Origin of the sequence: Streptomyces sp. NPDC005811 (assembly GCF_040630405.1) — a bacterium.
Classification (GTDB): domain Bacteria; phylum Actinomycetota; class Actinomycetes; order Streptomycetales; family Streptomycetaceae; genus Streptomyces.
Genome location: NZ_JBEXXK010000022.1, coordinates 42,632 through 60,781, shown reverse-complemented (window position 1 = coordinate 60,781; position 18,150 = coordinate 42,632). Strand labels below are relative to the sequence as shown.

17 protein-coding genes are annotated in these 18,150 nt (G+C 69.1%); 14 read left to right on the top strand and 3 right to left on the bottom strand.

The features are described 5' to 3' along the window. Positions 1–116: 116 nt before the first annotated feature. Positions 117–359 (bottom strand): hypothetical protein, encoded by a 243-nt coding sequence (locus tag ABZ490_RS23915; protein ID WP_358993239.1) that lies wholly within the window; start codon positions 357–359, stop codon positions 117–119. 18 nt (positions 360–377) lie between these two features. On the opposite strand from ABZ490_RS23915, the gene ABZ490_RS23910 reads away from it, so the two are divergent. The 14 genes from ABZ490_RS23910 to ABZ490_RS23845 all read left to right on the top strand — a co-directional run bounded on the left by ABZ490_RS23910 (position 378) and on the right by ABZ490_RS23845 (position 15,999). Next, positions 378–1,892 carry an alpha/beta hydrolase domain-containing protein gene (locus ABZ490_RS23910; RefSeq protein WP_358993236.1) on the top strand — a complete coding sequence of 505 codons (1,515 nt, stop codon included), beginning with the start codon at positions 378–380 and terminating at the stop codon, positions 1,890–1,892. 114 nt (positions 1,893–2,006) lie between these two features. Beyond that, complete coding sequence (locus ABZ490_RS23905; RefSeq protein WP_358993233.1) at positions 2,007–2,657, top strand: TetR family transcriptional regulator; 651 nt, start codon at positions 2,007–2,009, stop codon at positions 2,655–2,657. Between the two features lie 188 nt (positions 2,658–2,845). Further along, positions 2,846–3,040: a ferredoxin gene (locus tag ABZ490_RS23900; protein WP_358993230.1), complete on the top strand. Its 195-nt coding sequence runs from the start codon at positions 2,846–2,848 to the stop codon at positions 3,038–3,040. A gap of 47 nt (positions 3,041–3,087) precedes the next feature. Further along, positions 3,088–4,332 (top strand): cytochrome P450, encoded by a 1,245-nt coding sequence (locus ABZ490_RS23895; protein ID WP_358993227.1) that lies wholly within the window; start codon positions 3,088–3,090, stop codon positions 4,330–4,332. 107 nt (positions 4,333–4,439) lie between these two features. After that, the gene (locus ABZ490_RS23890) at positions 4,440–5,264 is read left to right on the top strand and encodes an SDR family oxidoreductase (protein ID WP_358993224.1); all 825 of its coding nucleotides are present in this window, start codon (positions 4,440–4,442) and stop codon (positions 5,262–5,264) included. 25 nt (positions 5,265–5,289) lie between these two features. Further along, on the top strand, positions 5,290–6,333 hold the full coding sequence (locus ABZ490_RS23885; RefSeq protein WP_358993221.1) for a TIGR03617 family F420-dependent LLM class oxidoreductase: 1,044 nt from the start codon (positions 5,290–5,292) through the stop codon (positions 6,331–6,333). Positions 6,334–6,510: 177 nt separating this feature from the next. Further along, positions 6,511–7,674, top strand: a complete 1,164-nt coding sequence (locus ABZ490_RS23880; RefSeq protein WP_358993217.1) for an amidohydrolase family protein — start codon at positions 6,511–6,513, stop codon at positions 7,672–7,674. Positions 7,675–7,736: 62 nt separating this feature from the next. Beyond that, positions 7,737–8,948 carry a Xaa-Pro peptidase family protein gene (locus ABZ490_RS23875; RefSeq protein WP_358993214.1) on the top strand — a complete coding sequence of 404 codons (1,212 nt, stop codon included), beginning with the start codon at positions 7,737–7,739 and terminating at the stop codon, positions 8,946–8,948. Continuing rightward, a complete protein-coding gene (locus tag ABZ490_RS23870) occupies positions 8,938–10,065 on the top strand; it encodes a M24 family metallopeptidase (protein ID WP_358993211.1) in 1,128 nt (375 codons plus the stop codon). The genes ABZ490_RS23875 and ABZ490_RS23870 overlap by 11 nt, the downstream gene beginning before the upstream one ends. Positions 10,066–10,155: 90 nt before the next feature. Then, positions 10,156–11,118, top strand: a complete 963-nt coding sequence (locus tag ABZ490_RS23865) for an enoyl-CoA hydratase/isomerase family protein (RefSeq protein ID WP_358993208.1) — start codon at positions 10,156–10,158, stop codon at positions 11,116–11,118. Positions 11,119–11,142: 24 nt separating this feature from the next. Beyond that, positions 11,143–13,560 carry a CoA transferase gene (locus ABZ490_RS23860; protein WP_358993205.1) on the top strand — a complete coding sequence of 806 codons (2,418 nt, stop codon included), beginning with the start codon at positions 11,143–11,145 and terminating at the stop codon, positions 13,558–13,560. Between the two features lie 51 nt (positions 13,561–13,611). Then, positions 13,612–13,923: a hypothetical protein gene (locus ABZ490_RS23855; protein ID WP_358993202.1), complete on the top strand. Its 312-nt coding sequence runs from the start codon at positions 13,612–13,614 to the stop codon at positions 13,921–13,923. A 27-nt stretch (positions 13,924–13,950) separates the two neighbouring features. Next, the gene (locus ABZ490_RS23850) at positions 13,951–15,423 is read left to right on the top strand and encodes a fatty acid--CoA ligase family protein (RefSeq protein ID WP_358993199.1); all 1,473 of its coding nucleotides are present in this window, start codon (positions 13,951–13,953) and stop codon (positions 15,421–15,423) included. A 75-nt stretch (positions 15,424–15,498) separates the two neighbouring features. Then, complete coding sequence (locus tag ABZ490_RS23845) at positions 15,499–15,999, top strand: flavin reductase family protein (protein ID WP_358993197.1); 501 nt, start codon at positions 15,499–15,501, stop codon at positions 15,997–15,999. A gap of 29 nt (positions 16,000–16,028) precedes the next feature. Here ABZ490_RS23845 and ABZ490_RS23840 read toward each other — a convergent pair whose 3' ends face one another. After that, complete coding sequence (locus ABZ490_RS23840) at positions 16,029–17,129, bottom strand: sensor histidine kinase (RefSeq protein WP_358993194.1); 1,101 nt, start codon at positions 17,127–17,129, stop codon at positions 16,029–16,031. A gap of 222 nt (positions 17,130–17,351) precedes the next feature. Continuing rightward, on the bottom strand, positions 17,352–18,143 hold the full coding sequence (locus ABZ490_RS23835) for an SDR family oxidoreductase (RefSeq protein WP_358993191.1): 792 nt from the start codon (positions 18,141–18,143) through the stop codon (positions 17,352–17,354). Positions 18,144–18,150: the final 7 nt, after the last annotated feature.

The window sequence follows — 18,150 nt, the reverse complement described above, 5'->3', positions numbered from 1 at the left end:
CGATACACCACCCGTCGGGTGCCCTGTCGTCGGGGCCGGCCGCGCCCCCGCCGCGGCGCCGTACATCGGCACCGCCCGCGCCCGTTCAGGGCGCTGCTGAAGTGGACCTGGGTGTCTCAGATGCCCAGCATCTTCTCGGACAGCGCCCACAGCCGGACCGAGGCCTCGGTGTCCACCGCGTGGGCCGCCACCCCGGTCGGCTCCCCCTCGTGCCCGATCCCGGTCGCCGGGTCATGGGGCGCGGCTTCGTTGCAGTTCTGGAAGTACCGACCCAGGACCCCCTCCACCAGCGGCGACGCGGCAAGGAACACCGAGCTGGCCGCGCCCTGTTCCGGGGTCCGCCACCCTTCCCCTGCCACCTCCTTGAAGGAGACCAGATGCTGAACCGACGCTCGTTCCTGTTACTCGCGCTCGGTGCGGCGGCGTCCCTGCCGACATCCGCTTCCGCTCTGACGCTCGCGGCGAGAGCCGTCTCGGGCTCGGGCATCACGGATGTCGGAGTGACCCGCCGGGAGGACTTGGGAGCGTTCGGCGGCACCCCGTACGAGCGGCTGGCCGGCATCATCGCGGGCACCGTGTCGCGCGACGAGCCCGTGGCGGGACTCGACACGGTCCTCGACGACGGCACGTACGCCTACACCTCCGGCTTCGAGGTGATCCGCCCGGCGGGTCCGGATGCGTACGGGACGGTCGTGATCGAGGCGGAGAACCGCGGAACTCCGCTCATGCTCCGCGACTTCAACGGCTTCGACGTGCCGTCGGGCGCGCCGCAGGACGTCTCGTACGCCCCGGGAATGGGCAACGGCTTCCTCTTCGACGGCAGCCGATCCTACGCACGGGTTCAGTGGCAGGCCGGCTACTCACCGGGCGTGCCCGACGACGCGCAAGGAGTCGGTCAGGTGATCGTCCGTGACTTCGCCCGGCTGCTGCGCGACGGCCGGCTCGGCCACGCCGGTTCACCGCTCGGCTCGTACCGGCACCGGCTACTCGTCGGACTGAGCCAGGCCGCCTGGTTCGTGACCAGTTTTGTCGCCGAGGGGTTCAACGACGCGCGCGGACAGGTATTCCAGGGGGCCTACGCCCAGGACGGCACCGGGAACCAACTGGCCATCAACGCGGTCGCCGCCGCCGACGGTGAACCGCAGACGGCCTATGTCCGGCCCGACGCAGCCCCCCTGACGCCACGTCAGGTACTGCACAGGCCCACCAGCGATCCGGTGTTCGTGGACGTGGCCGCGTACACCGACTACTACCGGCTGCGGGCCGGCGTGTCCCGGCAGGCGCCCGGTGCGCCCGGCTACCATCGGTACGACTGGCCGGCCGCGCACAAGCCGATGCTGAGCCAGGCGGCGGCGGACTCCGCGTTCGCGCAGGGATGCAACGACGGTGAGGCCATCCCGCTCAACCCCATCGACAACCGGCCCTACTCCCGGGCGATGCTGGTGGCCCTGGAACACCGGATCGTGGGCGGTGTGTCGGCGCCGATGCCGCCGGAGCGACTGTTCCGAGCCGACGCGAAGCCCGCCGACCACGCGCTGTTGAACGGTCTGCCCGGCCGCGAGGTGTGGGTGCCCCGGGTCGACGCGGACGGGTTCCCGGTAGGGGGAGTGCGCTTCGCCGCGGCCGAGCTGCCGCTCGGTTCTCCCGCGCCACCGGCGCTGCGGCCCGTGTCGACCGCGAACGCCGCGGCCACGTGCGGAAACTTCGGCGGCTGGCATCCCTCTACCGGGGACGAGCTGCGTGCCCGCTACGGCTCGCTCGACCGCTACCTTGCCGCCTATGACGCGTCGGTCACACGCCTGATCGGCCGCCGGCTGCTCCTCGAGACCGATCGCCGGTTCCTCCTCGACCGGGCGAGAGCGGAGTGGACCATGGCTCCGCAACGGTCGTGATGTGGCCGAGAGCGACGAGCGGACAGGTTCGGCCACGAAGGTTCGCGTGTAAGCTGGCTCGCTATTCGGCGGTTGTGCCAGGTCGAGCGCCAGGGTGCCCCGGAGGAAGTCAGCATGTCGGGTGGGACTGTGCGGGTCGAGAACGTGAAGGCGACCCGGGAACTCATCATGACCGCGGCCGAGCGGCTGTTCGCCGAGCGGGGTGTGTACGCGGTGTCCAACCGCCAGATCAGCCTCGCCGCGGGGCAGGGGAACACGGCGGCCGTCAGTTACCACTTCGGCACCCGGAACGGCCTGGTGCGGGCCATCGCCCACAAACACACCGAGCAGATCGAGCAGGTCACCAGGCGTCTCCTGGCCGAGATCGGCGACTCCTGGGAACTGCGGGACTGGGTGTCCTGCCTGGTGTGTGCGCTGCCGCAGTACCTGGCGGGGCAGGGCAGCCCGACGTGGTATGCGCGCTTCTGCGCCCAGGTGATGGTCGACCCCGTACTCCACGAGGTCGTGGTCGACGAGACCATCACGTCTCCCGCGCAGTGGCAGGTTCTTGAGGGCGTGCACCGCTGTCTCCCCGACCTCCCGGTCGCGGTGCGCGCGGAACGGACCGCCATGACCCGGCACATCTGTCTGTCCATGTGCGCCGAGTACGAGCATGTCCTGGCGGACGGTTCCGCCCTCCCCGGGACCGGCTGGCGGTCGGTCTCCATCGGCCTGGTCGACGCGATCGTCGGACTGTGGCAGGCACCGGTGACCGACGGTGCGTAGGAACCCCGTCGAGATATTTTCAATCAACCGATTGACTTAATTTCTGGGCGGGAGTTCACTGCGGAGTGCAGAGACGCCGGGACGCGTGCCCCCTGAAGGGCCCCACTTCTGTCGCGTCGGCCTGCTGCCAGTCGATTCCCATCGCTCCCAGAGGTGCCTTTGTGCCTCACGGCAGTGAGGAGCTCTCCGTGAAGATAAGCATCGAGCAGGACAGGTGCGTCGCGGCCGGACAGTGCGTGGCCGCCGCTCCTGACGTGTTCGACCAGCGTGACGAGGACGGAGTCGTCGTACTGCTCGACCCCGCGCCCCACGCCGCACTCGCAGAGGACGTTCGGCACGCGGCGGCCGTGTGCCCCGCCCTGGCCATCCACATCGAGGGATGACCAACCGAGCAGGAACCACCACCCCCGGCCCAGATCGAAGGAGCGAGATGTCCCACGCAGTGACAGGTGCCGCAGACGACACGGCCGCGGTTCTTCCCGACTGGCCGTTGCCCCGGGCGGAAGGCTGCCCGTTCGACCCCCCGCCGGCCCTCAGGTCGCACACCGCCGGGAAGAGTCTGGCGAAGATCCGGATCTGGGACGGCAGTACCCCCTGGATCATCACCGGTCATGCCGAGCAGCGGTCCCTGCTCAACGACCCCCGGGTCAGCGTCAACGAGAGCCTGCCGGGCTTCCCGCACTGGCACGAGGGCATGGCCGCCGGCGTGGAGCACCGCCCGCGTTCGGTCTTCAACTCGGACGCTCCGGAGCACACCCACTACCGCCGGATCATGACCAGCCCGTTCACCCTGAAGCGGGTGGAGGCGCTGCGCCCGGTGGTTCAGAAGATGACCGACGATCTCATCGACAGGATGCTGGCCGGACCGCAGCCGGCTGATCTCGTCGAGGCGCTGGCCCTGCCGCTGCCGACCATGATGATCAGTTCGATGCTCGGCGTACCGTACGAGGACCACGAGTTCGTCCAGCGCCACGCTTCCGCGGGGATCCGGCACAACTCGACCATGGAGCAGACCATGGAAGTCTTCATGGCGCTGAACACCTACCTGGTCGGGCAGATCGAGAAGAAGGCGGCCGATCCGGCGGACGACGCACTGTCCGACATCGCCGCACGGGTCAATGCCGGCGACATCACCGTCGCGGAAGCCGCCATGATGGGTCTGGGGCTGCTCACCGCAGGCCACGAGACCAGCGCCAACATGATCTCCCTTGCCACGGTCGCACTGCTGGAGAACCCCGAGCAGCTGGCGGTCCTGCGCGACGCGGACGATCCGAAGGTGGTCTCGGGAGCGGTCGAGGAACTGCTGCGCTACCTGAGTATCGTCCACGGCGGCCAGCGGCGCATCGCCCTGGAGGACATAGAGATCGGCGGAGAGGTGATCCGCGCCGGCGAGGGCATCATCATCGAACTCTTCAGCGCCAACCGCGACGCAAACGTCTTCCCCGAGCCCGACAAGCTGGACCTGCATCGGGACAACGCCCGGCACCACAACGCCTTCGGCTTCGGTATCCATCAGTGCATCGGCCAGCAACTCGCCCGCGTCGAGCTCCAGGTCGTCTACGGCACGCTGTTCCGCCGCATTCCCACGCTGCGCCTGGCCAAGCCGATCGAGGAGATCGCCTTCAAGCACGACCGGCTCGCGTACGGCGTGTGGGAGCTGCCGGTCGCCTGGTAGCCGAGCAGGCCGGCCCGCCACCGGGCGCCCGGCAGGACCGGGTGCCCGGTGGCCGGGGATCCACGGGGGCGCATCCATCACATAGGGACGAGAGGACATCAACGGCGATGACCAAAGAACTGTCCGACAGAGTCGCCATAGTCACCGGCGCGGCCGGTGGCCTGGGCCGAGCCATCTCCGAGAAGTTCCTGGAAGAGGGAGCACGCGTAGTCCTCGCCGACGTCAACAAGGACGCGGGTGAGTCCCTGGCCGCCGACCTCGGGCCGCAGGCCCGGTTCCAGCGGACGGACGTGGCCGACCCGCAGCAGGTGCAGGCGCTCGTCGACTTCGCGGTGGAGACGTTCGGCGGCCTGCACATCATGGTCAACAACGCGGGCGTCTCGGGCACCATGACGGACAGCTTCCTGAACGAGGACCTGACCGACTTCCAACGCATCATGTCGATCAACCTCCTGGGTGTCATGCACGGCACCCAGGCCGCCGGCCGTCACATGGCGGCGAGCGGCGGGGGAGCCATCGTCAACATCAGCTCCATCGGCGGCACCATGGCCAACCCCGGTGTGCCCATCTACGCCGCCTCCAAGGCGGCCGTCGTGCACTTCTCCAAGGGTGTCGCCATCGACCTCGCGGAGCACGACATCCGGGTCAACTGCATCGCGCCGGGCGGCATCCCCACGCAGTTGCTCTCCTCGGCCACCGCCAACCCCGAGATGACCAAGCGCATCCGCGCCGTGATGGCGGCCATCCAGCCGATGAAGCGGCTGGGTGAGGCCAGGGACGTGGCCGAAGCCGTCGCCTACCTGGTCGGAGACCGATCGCTGCATGTCACCGGAACGCTGCTGACGGTCGACGGCGGCACGTCGGCCGGCATGAAGCGTGTGGTGAAGCCCCCGACCTCCGTGGCCCCCGAAACGGAGACCGCGGCCTCCTGAAACCCGGATCCGTATGGAGAAGCCCATGAAAGTGGATGGCACGCTCAGCGTGTGGGGCGCCTCGGAGATCGTGACCGAGGCCAGGCGCCACGAGAAAATGGGTTACGACGGTCTGTGGACCTCCGAGGCCGCCCATGACCCGTTCCTGCCGCTGCTCCTCGCTGCCGAACACACCGATCAGCTCGAAGTGGGCACGGCCATCGCGGTGGCCTTCTCCCGCTCCCCGATGCAACTCGCCTACACCGCACACGACTTGCAGTCGTACTCCGGTGGTCGCTTCACTCTCGGCCTGGGCAGCCAGATCAAGCCGCACATCGAACGCCGCTTCTCCATGCCGTGGAGCAGACCCGCGGCCCGCATGCGCGAGTACGTGGCGGCACTGCACGCGATCTGGTCATCCTGGAACGACGGTACGAAGCTCGACTTCCGCGGTGACTTCTACACGCACACCCTCATGACCCCGTTCTTCTCACCGCCCCCGACCCCCGAGGGCAAGCCGCCGAAGATTCTGGTGGCCGCCGTCGGCGAGGCCATGACCGCGGTCGCGGGGGAGTCTGCGGACGGGCTGCTCGCGCACGCCTTCACCACCGAGCGGTACTTGCGCGAGGTGACCCTGCCCACGGTCGAGCAAGGCCTCGTGAAGTCCGGCAGAGACCGCGGTGACTTCGCCGTGAGTCTCCTGCTGCTCACCGCCACCGGGCGCACCGAGCAGGAGATGGCGAACGCCGTGAAACATACGCGGCGTCAGGTCGCCTTCTACGGGAGCACGCCGGCCTATCGAGCCGTCCTTGAGCTGCACGGCTGGGGCGAACTCGGCGATGAGCTGAACGCGTTGTCGAAGTCCTCGCGCGAGGACAAGTGGCAGGCCATGGGCGCGCTCGTCGACGACGAGGTGCTGAACGCCTTCGCGGTGGTGGCGGAACCGGGCCGGCTTGCCGCCGAGATCCGTCGGCGCTACGGAGCCCTGGTGGACCGGGTGACCTTCTACACCACCTATGACATCGACACGGACGTGTGGGGGCCGGTGGTCCAGGAATTGAGCCGTCGGAATTTTAAATCAGGCGATTGACAAGACGGCGGGGAAGATGTTCACTCGAAAATGAGGGAGAAACCCCTTTTCCCGGCACGCTTCCGGCCTTGCTGATGTTCATCCGATTTCCCCGCCCTGGCTTTTCGCATGCCTTTTCCGGGTGTAACTCCCCCCCCCGTGAATTTCCCGCAATGCCGCACCGATTGGAGGACGATGATGTCCACCCAGACAGACACTCTGTACCCGCCCGAGGGGCTGGGCGCTCCGAAGGACCGGCAGGGCCACACCGGCAGTGAACTGAACCTGCCACAGGGCACGGAGATCTTCTCCGCCGACAACCACATCTCGCTCGCCGACGACATCTTCTACGAGAACTTCCCCGAGCGCCTGAAGAACAAGGCGCCGCGCATCTGGTACGAGGACGGCGCCTTCGAGATCGGCGTGGCCGGCAAGTCGTTCCTGCCGAAGGAATTCAGCCGGGTCCTCATGCAGTACGACCCGCTGACCGGGTCCAACAGCGGCAACATCGAGGGCCGGCTGGAGGAGCTGCGCTCAGACGGCATCGAGAAGGAACTGGCCTTCCCGAACGCGCTCCTGGCGATCTTCCACTACCCGGACCCGGAGGTGCGGGAGCTCTGCTTCCGGATCTACAACGAGCAGATCGCCAAGCTGCAGGAGCGCTCGAACGGCCGCTTCTACGGCGTCGGTCTCATCAACTGGTGGGACCCGAAGGGCACCCGCCGTACCCTCGCCGAGCTGAAGAGCCTCGGCATCCGGACCTTCCTCATGCCGCTCAACCCGGGCAAGGACTCCGAGGGCAACCAGATCGACTACGGCAGCATGGCGATGGATCCCGTCTGGGAGGCCGTCGAGGAGTCCGGGATCCCGGTCTCGCACCACATCGGCGAGACCGGTCTGAAGACCCCCTGCGAGCAGAACGCCATCCTCGTCGGCATGGTGAACAACGTGACCGGCTTCCACGAGGTGTGGGGCAGGTACGTTTTCAGCGGCATCCTCGACCGTCACCCGGGGCTCCAGGTCGGGTGGTTCGAGGGCGGCGCGAGCTGGGTCGCCTCGGTCCTCCAGGACGGCGAGCACATCCTCGCCTCCTACCGGCACATGCTGGACCGTCCGGTGGAGCGCGACGTCCGCAGCTACTGGGACAACCACATGTACGCCTCCTTCATGGTCGACCCGCTCGGCATGCAGATGCTGGAGCACATCGGCGTGGACAAGGTCATGTGGGCCGCCGACTACCCGCACAACGAGAGCACCTTCGGCTACTCGGAGAAGTCGATCACGATGATCTCGGACGCCGTCGGCCCCGAGAACGCGGCCAAGATCGTCAGCGGCAACGTCAAGCGATTCCTCGGCCTGTAGGCCGGGCCGGACCCGCGAAGAAAGCGACGGCGAAGTTCCATGACATCGTGTGGGAGGCGGCGATGACCGTCATCGACATCCCGGACACACCGGATCTGGCCCGAATGCGCCGTGAGTGCGGTGCCCGTCTGCAAGCGGCCATGACGGCGCAGGGCGTCGACGCCCTGATCCTGCTCGGAAACAGCGCGGTGAGCTACGCGACGGGCGTGAGCTGGCCGCTGGGCGACTCAGGCCTCGCCCACGTCGACCGCCCGGTCGCCGTGGTCACGGCCGACGACCCCTGGCCCCATCTCTTCATGCCCTTCCGTGAGGGCTCCTCCGGCGAGGCACTGCTCCCGTCGGACCACATCCACCCGCCGGTCTACCTGGAATACGACGAGGGCGTGCGGAACTTCGCCGGCGTCCTCGCGGACCTGGTGCCGGCCGGCGCGACCGTGGCGGTCGACGAGCTGACGGGCGCCATGCGCCGGGCCGAGAAGACGCTGTTCCCGTCCGGCTCGCTCCGTGACGCGTCGCACGTCATCGGTCAGGCCAAGCTTGTCAAGACCGCGGACGAGCTCTCGGTGATCCGCAAGGCTCTGCGGATCACGGAGCAGGCCATGGCCGAGGTGACGGGGACCCTGAAGCCGGGGGCCCGTCAGGTCGACCTGTCGGCCCGCTTCCTGCGCAAGGCCTACGAGTACGGCGCACTGGCGAACGTGATCGACCCGATCTGGCAGGTCATGCCGGACTCGAAGGCCGAAGGCGTGTGGACCACCCACGGCGACCTCGCCCTCCCGCTGCTGTCGACCGAGCGGGAGCTGGCCAAGGGCGACGTGCTGTGGACCGACGTCGGCATCAACTACGCCGGCTACATGTCGGACTTCGGCCGTACCTGGGTGGTCGGCCAGGACCCGACGCCCCATCAGAAGTCACTGTTCAAGAGGTGGCAGGACATCATAGCCGCGGTGAAGGGCGTCACCCGGGCCGGAGCCACGGGCGCCGACCTGACAAAGGCCGCGACCGATGCCAACGGCGGCGAGAAACCCTGGCTGCCCCACTTCTACCTGGGCCACGGCATGGGTGTGGATTCCGCCGAGATGCCGTTGATCGGCACCGACCTCGGCCAGGAGTTCGACGAGAGCCAGGTGCTCCAGGCCGGCACCGTGCTCGTCCTTGAACCCGTGATCTGGGAGGACGGCACCGGCGGTTACCGCAGCGAGGAGGTCATTGTGATCGAGGACGAGGGCTGGACGGCCCTGACCGACTACACCTACGCGCCCTATGGCGACTGAGGTCCTGCCGGACGACCGCGCTCTCCGCACCGGGCGGCGAGAGCGTGTGCTGGCACACATGGAAGCCCACGACCTCGACGCCCTCGTCCTCGGACGGGGTGCCAACATCCGCTACGTCACCGGCGCGGGCGGACTGCTGTGGAACGCGGGGACGCACCCCTTCTTCCCGGCGTGCGTGGTGGTCCGGGAGACCGGATCCATCCACCTGCTCAGCACCTGGGACGAGGGAATCCCCGACGACATCCCGCACGAGAACCTCTACCCGCTGAGCTGGAACCCGGCGAACTACGTCAAGGTGATCCGGGGCATCCCGGGGACGGCGACGGCCCGACGCGTCGGCAGTGACGCGTCGAACCCGACCATCGCCCAGATGCTCGCCTCGTGCTTCCCGGCCGCCGAACTGGTCGACGGCGAAACCGCGTTGCGCGCGGCCCGCCGTATCAAGACGCCCGAAGAGGTGACAGCCCTGCGCCACGCCATCGGTGTGGCGGAGACCAGCCTGGCAAAGGCCCTGGCCGAGCTGCGGCCGGGCGTCACCGAGGGCGAGCTGTCCGGCGCGCTGCTGGAGGCGGCGGCGGCCGGCGGCGTGACGACCCCGGCCACCCAGGAGGTCGTCTGGCGGACGTCCCGGGAACACCGCTGGCGGCTCGTCGACGACGGCGGCCGTATCGGCGCCGGTGACCTCGTGGCCTTCACCGCGGGAGTCGTCGCCGACGGATACATCGGAGAGGTCGGACGCACCTGGCCGGTTGAGGGCGGCAACCAGCAGGCGGTCGAGTCCCTGTACCGGCGCTGGGACGAGCTGTGGGCCCTGCTGGCCGACGCCTGCCGGTCCGGCGCCCAGGCCAGCGACCTGCTCGCCGCCTACGACACGGCCGGCGAGTCGCTGCCCCCGATGCCGGTGGCCCGGGGAATCGGCCTGGGCTTCGACCCGCCGGTGGTCACGTCGGGCCTGCCCGCCACGGCGGCCGAGGAACGGCTCGAACCTGGGATGGTGCTGTCCGTGACCGGCTATGTCTGGCAGGAGGGCGTGGGCGCCGTCCTCGGGCGTGAAGCGGTCCTCATCACCACGGAAGGGCCCGAGCTGCTCACCACGAGCCCCTTGTGGAGGCCGTGACTCACCGCAGTCCGGCTCGTCCCCGAAGGCCAGGGCCGTCCGCTCCGGCCCTGGCCGCCTTCCACGTACATGGGAAAGGACTCCCCGCACATGACCGAAAGCGACCGTCCCTCCGCCGAGGAGATCATCCTCTACGAGAAGGACCCCAAGACCAAGATCGCCACGATGACGCTCAACCGGCCCGAGTACATGAACGCCCCCACCGCGGCGGCACGACTGCGCTACGCCGACCTGATCCACGCCGCCAACATCGACAACGACGTGAAGGTCCTGGTCATCCGAGGCGCGGGCGACAACCTCGGTACCGGAGCGGACATCGCCGAGGTCATGGAGTTCCACGACGCGCCGACGCCCGGCCCGCGGCTGAGTGAACTCCGGCTCACCGAGGACCAGGTCACCTACCCGCCCAAGAACACCTACCGGTACGGCGGAATCCTCGGCCAGTACTACGCCAGCACCCAGGGCGGCACCCGCTGTCTCCAGGACTTCAAGAAGATCAGCATCCTGGAGGTCAAGGGCTACTGCTACGGCTGGCACTTCTACCAGGCGGCCGACGCCGACCTGGTGGTCTCCTCCGACGACGCCCTCTTCGGCCACCCCGCGTTCCGCTACATCGGCTGGGCGCCCCGGATGTGGACCTGGGCGCAGACCATGGGCCTGCGCAAGTTCCAGGAGATGGTCTTCACCGGAAGGCCGTTCAGCGCGAAGGAGATGTACGACTGCAACTTCCTCAACTCCGTCGTCTCCCGGGACGAACTGGAGGCGGAGGTCCAGAAGTACGCCCTCGCCTGCTCGCGCACCCGTCCGACGGACGCGGTGTACATGCAGAAGGTGTTCTTCGAGATGTACAAGCAGTACCAGGGCGAGTACATGGGCGCCATGATGACCGGCCTGTTCGAGTCGATCGGCAACGTCGCCCAGCCCGACGCCGACGACCTGATCCTCGACGAGGACGTGGTCGCGGGCGGCATCCCCAACGCCGTCAGGGACAACGACGACCAGTTCCCGCCCGAGTGGCGGCTCAGCCGGCGCGGACGCAACAAGACCAAGTAGCGCACTGACTGATGGGAGCCGCTGATGTCCCCCGTTGAACCGCCGCTGAGTGGCAGTGTCGTCATAGACCTGTCCACCGGAATTGCCGGCGCCTACTGCACCAAGCTGCTGGCCGACGGCGGAGCGGAGGTCGTCAAGGTCGAGCCGCCGGATGGTGACCCGCTGCGGGGCTGGTCGGCCTCCGGCGCCGCCGTCGACGCCCACCGTGGCGGGGCCCTCTTCAGCTTCCTGGCCTCCTCCAAACGCAGCGTCGTCGCCGATGCCGGCCGCCCCGAGGACCTGGAGTTCGTGCGCGAACTCCTGGCAGCGGCCGACATGGTGGTGTGGTCCCCGGGTCCTGGCGTCGCCGGACTCGAGGAGTTCTCCCCGCAGGAGATCCACCGCCGTCATCCGCACCTGACGGTGACATCGATCAGCCCGTTCGGGCTGGACGGACCCTGGCGGGATCGTCCGGCCACGGAGTTCACGCTGCAGGCGTGGTCCGGTGGCGTCTTCGGAACCGGCCGCGGCGCACAGGACCGCGCGCCGGTCTCCATCGGAGGGCGGCCGGGAGACTGGGTCTCCGGCGCCTATGCGGCCGTGGGCGCCCTGACCGCGCGGCTGCGCGGCCTGGACAGCGGCCGCGGCGAACTCGTCGACCTCTCGATGCTCGAGGCGCATGTCCTGTCCATGACCTACTACTCGGTGACCTGGGGTGACATGCGGGGCGGCCCGAGGCGTACGGCGCGGTCGCTCAACCTTCCCGGGGTGGCCCAGGCCAAGGACGGCATGGTCGCCATGGGGTGCGCGACCCCCCAGCAGTTCTTCGACCTGTGCGTGATGGTCGGCCACCCCGAGTGGATCGACGAGGAGAACCCGTTCTCGATCGTCGAGCGCACCAACGAGGTGGCCCCGTTGATCCAGGAGTGGATCGGCAGCCGGACCGTGGCAGAGGTGCGCGAGCTGGCGACGGCGTTCCGGATCCCCAGCGCCCTGGTCGCCAACGGCGCCACCGCTCCGCTCATGGACCACTACGAGGAGCGGGGGACGTTCCAGCACAATCCCCGGGACGGGTTCCTCCAACCCGGTCACCCCTACCGCCTCCAGCCGGCGACGCTGCGGCCTGTGGAGGCGGCGCCAAGTCTCGGCGAGCACACCGAGAGCGTCCGCGCCGCACCCAGGACCCCGCGGCCGGTCCCCGTAGCGGGCTCCGGCGAGGACCGGCTGCCGTTCAGTGGCCTGAGGGTCCTGGACATGACGGCTTTCTGGGCCGGTCCCTCCTGCACCCACGTCCTCGCCCTGCTCGGCGCCGAGGTCATCCACCTGGAGTCCACCACCCGGCCCGACGGAACCCGGCTGATGGCGGGTGTCCGGGCCACCGTGGACCAGTGGTGGGAGATGTCGCCGATCTTCTCCGGCCTCAACACCAACAAGAAGAGCCTCACGCTCGACTTCCAGAGCGAACGCGGGCGCGAACTCCTGCGCCAACTGATAGCGACCTGCGACGTGATCGTCGAGAACTACACCCCGCGTGTGCTGAACCAGATCGGCCTGGACTACGAGGCCGTACGGCAGATCAGGCCCGACGCGATCATGGTTCGTATGCCCGGCTTCGGGCTCGACGGACCGTGGCGCGACCACGCCGCCTTCGCGTACGTCATCGAGGATGCGTCCGGGCTGACATGGCTGACCGGTCACGCCGACCAGAGCCCGGTCGAGCCCTACTCGATCGGTGACCCGAACGCCGGTGTGCACGCGCTGAACGGTCTGCTGCTCGCCCTGGAGCATCGGCGCCGCACGGGCGAGGGAAGCCTGGTGGAGGCCGCGATGGCCGACGCCGCCCTCAACGTGGCCGCCGAACAGGTCATCGAGCACTCCGCCTACGGCGCCCTGCTGCAGCGGGACGGAAACCGCGGACCGACCGCGGCGCCCCAGAACCTGTATCTGAGCGCGGACATCGACGAGTTCGGCCGCAAGGACGTCTGGGTCGCGGTCGCGGTCGCCACCGACGAGCAGTGGGCCGCGCTGCGGGACGCGATCGGCCGGCCCGCATGGGCGACGGACCCGGAGCTGGACACCGCAGAGGGACGGCATCGGCGTCACGAGGAGATCGACGAACACCTCGGGGCCTGGTGCCGTGAGCGCGGCGCGGATCAGGCCGTCGAACTCCTGTGGGACGCCGGAGTGCCGGTGGCCAAGGCGGTGCAGCCGCACCGTCAGGGCGAACTGGAGCAGCTGCGGTTCCGCGGCTTCTTCGAACAGGTCGAACACCCGGTGAACGGCAGTGCCAGGCACAGCACCCTGCCGATCCGGTTCTCCGGAGGCCCCGGTCAGCACCACGTCGGTCACGCCCCGCTGCTCGGTCAGCACAACGAGGAGTTGCTGGCCCAACTGGGCCTGACCGGGCAGGAGATCGCCGCCCTTGAGGCGGACGGAGTCATCGGTCGGGCACCGGCTCGCTGAGCCCCTGCCGGACAGCCGGGCCCACAGATCGAAGCAATGAGAGGAGTCGACATGCAGCCGCGAATCGGAATGATGCTCGCGAGCACGGTGGACAGCACCACCGTCGTCATCGTGCGCTGGGCGGCCGGCGACAAAGAGGTGACGTGCGGAGGCCGGCCGATGGTCGACCAGACGCAGCAGGACACCTTGCTCCAGGAGCCCCTCGACCCGGACCACGCGGCCGGAACGATGCTGGGCAAGCGCTACGCCACCGACGACGGCAGCGTGGAGCTGCTGTGCACCAAGCCCGGCCAGGGATCCCTCGCCGTAGCAGGCGTGCCTCTGGCCGTGAAGAGTGCCAAGCCGTTGCCGGCCTCGGACTGAGTGCGGGCGACGGCGATGGACCTGACGATGCTCTTGGACATGGCGGCCGGCGGGTTCCCCGACCGCACACTGGTCGGCACCGCCGAGGAGGGGCTCACGGCCGGGGAGCTGCGCGCAGCGGCACACCGGGGCGCGGCGCTCATCAACGCCTCGGGCGCCGACTCGGTCGTCTACCTCGCGGCGAACGGCCCCGCCTTCCCGCTGGCGCTGTTCGCCGCCGCGGCGGCGGGCGTGCCCTTCGTCCCGCTCAACTACCGGCTCGGCACCGAGCAGTTGCAGTCCCTGCTGGCGAACCACGCCGACGCGTGGGTCATCGCCGACGAGCAGCACGCCCCGCTGCTCCCCGGGACCAAAGCCCCGCCGCTCACCCCGAAGGCCTGGCGCGACGCCACGGCCTCCGGGGAGACCGCAGACGGCCCGGCACCGGCATCCGGTGAACCCGCCGCGGCCATCATCTACACCAGCGGGACGACGTCGGCGCCGAAGGGAGTCGTGCTGCGCCACGACAACCTCGTCTCCTACGTCATCGGAAGCGTCGAGTTCGGCAGCGCCGAACCCGAGGACGCGGCCCTGATGTGCGTACCCCCCTACCACATCGCCGCCGTGTCCAACGTCCTGACCAACGTCTACGCAGGCCGTCGGCTCGTCGTCCTCGACACGTTCTCGCCGAGCCGCTGGCTGGAGCTGGTACGCGTCGAGCGCATCTCCAACGCCATGGTGGTGCCGACGATGCTGGCCCGCCTCATGGAGGAACCCGACTCGGAACAGTCGGTGCCCGCGCTGCGCACGCTCGCCTACGGCGGCGCCGCGATGCCGCCCCGGGTGATCGAACGGGCGCTGGAGGCCTGGCCGCAGGTCGGATTCGTGAACGCCTACGGGCTCACGGAGACCAGTTCCACCATCTCCGTACTCGGGCCCGACGACCACCGACGGGCCTTCGCCTCGGAGGATGCCGAGGCGCGGGCGCGACTGCACTCCGCCGGCCGACCGATCCCGGGAGTCGAGATCGAGATCCGGGACGAGGACCTCACGCCCGTGCCCGCGGGCGTGTCGGGAAGCGTCTGGGTTCGTGGCGCCCAGGTGTCGGGGCAGTACGCGGGCGTCGAATCCCGGTCGGCCGAGGGCTGGTTCGACACCCGGGACCTCGGCCGGCGCGACGGCGAGGGCTTCCTGTTCATCGAGGGCCGCCGGGACGACACGATCATCCGAGGTGCGGAGAACATCGCGCCGGCCGAGATCGAGGACGTCCTGCTGCGGCAGAGGGGCGTGGCCGACGCTGTCGTGGTCGGCATGCCCGACGAGCAATGGGGCCAGCGCATCGAAGCCGTCGTCGTCCCGGCCCGGGGCGCCTCGCTCGACAGCGAGGCACTTCGCGCCGAGGTCCGGCGGAGGCTGCGCAGTTCGAAGACGCCGGAGCGCATCGTCGTATGGGACGAGCTACCCCGTACGGCCACCGGCAAGATCCTGCGTCATGAAGTCCGAGCGGAGCTGGGCCGCTGATCCGGCGGTCTGTCGGAATTCCGGCCGTGGCAGAACCAGCCCCGGCACGGTTCGCAACACCCCACGGAGACCGGAATGATTACCCTCGATGCCCTGCCCGTCGACCCCGCCGCGCTACGCCGGGCGTATGGATGTTTCCCCTCCGGCGTGACCGCGGTCTGCGCCCTGCTGGACGGCGTTCCCGTCGGGATGGCGGCCAGTTCCTTCACCTCGGTGTCGCTGAGCCCACCGCTGGTCTCGCTCTGCGTGCAGGATTCGTCGCGGACCTGGCCGAAACTGCGCGACTGCCCGCGGCTGGGGGTGAGCGTGCTCGCCGCCGACCACGACGTCGCCTGCGTGAACCTGTCCCGGAAGGAGGGCGACCGCTTCGCCGGCGTGCAGTGGGAACCGACTGAGGGGGGAGCCGTGTTCGTGCACGGGGCGACAGCCTGGCTCGACTGCTCGCTGGAGGCGGAGATACCGGCCGGTGACCACGACATCGCCCTCCTGCGGATCCACGGGCTGCGTGCGGAACCCGAGACCACACCGTTGATCTTCCACGCGAGCCGTTTCCGCACCCTGGCCGCGATCGACTGACCTGCACCGTGCACCGGGTGCGCCGGCGGTCAGGGCGCGGTGCGCTCCTCGTGCGATGCCCCCGGCCGTAGCGGAAGCTCGGCGACGACTTCGAAGCCGCCCTGGTCACGTGACCCCACGCGGAGCAGGCCCCCGACCGCACGGGCGCGCTCGCGCATCCCGATGAGGCCGTAGCCGCCGCTGGGCGCGGGCGGGTTGGCGCTTCTGGCGGATCCTTCATTGGTGACGGAGATGCACAGCCGGTCGTCCAGGTAGACCAGCCTGACTGCGGCGGATGTGGTGGTGGCATGCTTGGTGACATTGGTGAGTGCCTCCTGGACGATGCGGTAGGCACTGAGATCCGCGCCGACCGCGAGGGGCCGGACCACTCCCTCCTCGCTGACCGCGACAGTGAGCCCCGCGCTTCGGAACGTGGCGGTCAGTTCGTGGAGTTGGGCCAGCCCCGGAGTGCGGGCCGCCGACTCGCCGGGGACACCCGCACGGCGCAACAGGCCGACAGTGGCCTTGAGTTCGCTCAGCGCCATCGTGGTGGTGCCCGTGAGCTCGAGGGCCAGTTGTTCGGCCGTGGCGGGCCGGGGGCCGACCAGCCGTGCCACGGCGCCCGCCTGCAGCTTGGCCAGGACGAGGTGATGGGCCACGACGTCATGCAGATCGCGCGCGATGCGCATCCGCTCGTCACCGACGCGCTGGCGGGCTTCTTCCTCAAGAAACGCCCTGTAAATCCGGCTCGCGGTGCCGAGAGCGGCGGGCAGCAGCAGCCAGGCGGTGGGGCCGAGCGTCCGGAACAACAGCGGTTCGCCGGGGGCACCGTCGAGCGTTCCGGTCGCCACCAGAAGGACGATGGAACCGAGGGCGAAGGAGTACGCGACCCTGCGCCGCGTGTGCTTCGCCAGCCAGAAGAGCGCCACCATGAGCGGGCCCAGCAGCAGCATCGTGACGATGTAGCCGAGCGCGACCAGGGCCATGGCGCAGGAGGTGGTCAGCACGACCGTGGTGCGGGGATGGCTGCGGCGGCACAGCAGGAAGATGCAGGACAGCCCGGTCAGCAGGACGCCGGGCCACATGGAGACGTCCAGGGCGTGACCGGGGAGCGCGACGTTGCTGCCGAGGAGGGAACAGCCTATGAGCACGGCGGCCCCGGCAGCGTCGCTAACACGGGGATGGTGGAATGGGTACCTCTGCAAGCTTCTGATCATGGTGGGGGTCCAGTTCCAGGCGTGCCTGCGGTGGCGCCGAATTCGGTTCGTGGGTGGAGGTGGGGAGAAGACCGGTGCCCGCCGGCAGGGGACCGGCGGGCAGTCGTCGAACCAGTGAGCCGAGTACCGGGACACGACCCACGGACGCGTGCGGTGTCAGGCGAGCCTGGCGGTCCATCCGCCGTCGACGGGAACGACGACGCCGGTGACGAACGAAGCGCGGTCCGAGGCGAGGAACGCGGCGACATCCGCCTGTTCCTCGGGAGTGCCCGGTCGGGCGAGCGCGGCCCTGCCGCTCAGGCTCGCCTCGATCTCGGGGGGAAGATCGCGGTTCTTCTTGCTCACGGTGAAGCCCGGTGCCACGGCGTTGACGCGGATACCGGCGGGGCCGTAGTGGACGGCGTAGGACTTGGTGAGGGAGTTGATGCCGGCCTTCGCCGCGGAATAGGCCATCGAGATCAGCTTGTCGGTGTTGAACGACGCGGCGGAGGAGAAGTTGACGATGGCGCCGCCGTCGGCGGGCGCCATCACGCGCACAGCGTGCTTGTTGGTGAGAAGCGTGCCGAGCAGGTGCACGGAGGTGAGGCTCTCGTACTCCTGGACCGTGACTTCCTCGCCACGGCGTCCGCCGGGGTTGCCCGCGACGTTGACAAGGATGTCAACGCGTCCGAAAGCGTCCACCGCGCGCGCGAAGACCGCCTCGACCTCTTCCTCGCGGGTGATGTCCGCCTTGAACGGGACAACCGCGGGGCCGAGGGAGAGAGCCGTGCCGTTCACCGCGCCGCTGATGTCGGTCGCGAGCACCTGTGCGCCCTCCTTCACGAACACCGCGGTGGTCACCGCACCGATGGTCTCCGCCGCACCAACACCGGTGATCACGGCCACCTTGCCCTCGAGCAGTCCGCCTGGCTGCTGAGCCGGCTCATGCTGCTGGTTCGTGATGGTCATCCGGGGC

Excerpts from the sequence above, each read along its gene's own strand:
- ABZ490_RS23910 (WP_358993236.1), top strand. The coding sequence starts at position 378 with ATGCTGAACCGACGCTCGTTCCTGTTACTCGCGCTCGGTGCGGCGGCG.
- ABZ490_RS23905 (WP_358993233.1), top strand. The coding sequence starts at position 2,007 with ATGTCGGGTGGGACTGTGCGGGTCGAGAACGTGAAGGCGACCCGGGAA.
- ABZ490_RS23895 (WP_358993227.1), top strand. The coding sequence starts at position 3,088 with ATGTCCCACGCAGTGACAGGTGCCGCAGACGACACGGCCGCGGTTCTT.
- ABZ490_RS23890 (WP_358993224.1), top strand. The coding sequence starts at position 4,440 with ATGACCAAAGAACTGTCCGACAGAGTCGCCATAGTCACCGGCGCGGCC.
- ABZ490_RS23885 (WP_358993221.1), top strand. The coding sequence starts at position 5,290 with ATGAAAGTGGATGGCACGCTCAGCGTGTGGGGCGCCTCGGAGATCGTG.
- ABZ490_RS23880 (WP_358993217.1), top strand. The coding sequence starts at position 6,511 with ATGTCCACCCAGACAGACACTCTGTACCCGCCCGAGGGGCTGGGCGCT.
- ABZ490_RS23875 (WP_358993214.1), top strand. The coding sequence starts at position 7,737 with ATGACCGTCATCGACATCCCGGACACACCGGATCTGGCCCGAATGCGC.
- ABZ490_RS23870 (WP_358993211.1), top strand. The coding sequence starts at position 8,938 with ATGGCGACTGAGGTCCTGCCGGACGACCGCGCTCTCCGCACCGGGCGG.
- ABZ490_RS23865 (WP_358993208.1), top strand. The coding sequence starts at position 10,156 with ATGACCGAAAGCGACCGTCCCTCCGCCGAGGAGATCATCCTCTACGAG.
- ABZ490_RS23860 (WP_358993205.1), top strand. The coding sequence starts at position 11,143 with ATGTCCCCCGTTGAACCGCCGCTGAGTGGCAGTGTCGTCATAGACCTG.
- ABZ490_RS23855 (WP_358993202.1), top strand. The coding sequence starts at position 13,612 with ATGCAGCCGCGAATCGGAATGATGCTCGCGAGCACGGTGGACAGCACC.
- ABZ490_RS23850 (WP_358993199.1), top strand. The coding sequence starts at position 13,951 with ATGCTCTTGGACATGGCGGCCGGCGGGTTCCCCGACCGCACACTGGTC.
- ABZ490_RS23845 (WP_358993197.1), top strand. The coding sequence starts at position 15,499 with ATGATTACCCTCGATGCCCTGCCCGTCGACCCCGCCGCGCTACGCCGG.
- ABZ490_RS23835 (WP_358993191.1), bottom strand. The coding sequence starts at position 18,143 with ATGACCATCACGAACCAGCAGCATGAGCCGGCTCAGCAGCCAGGCGGA.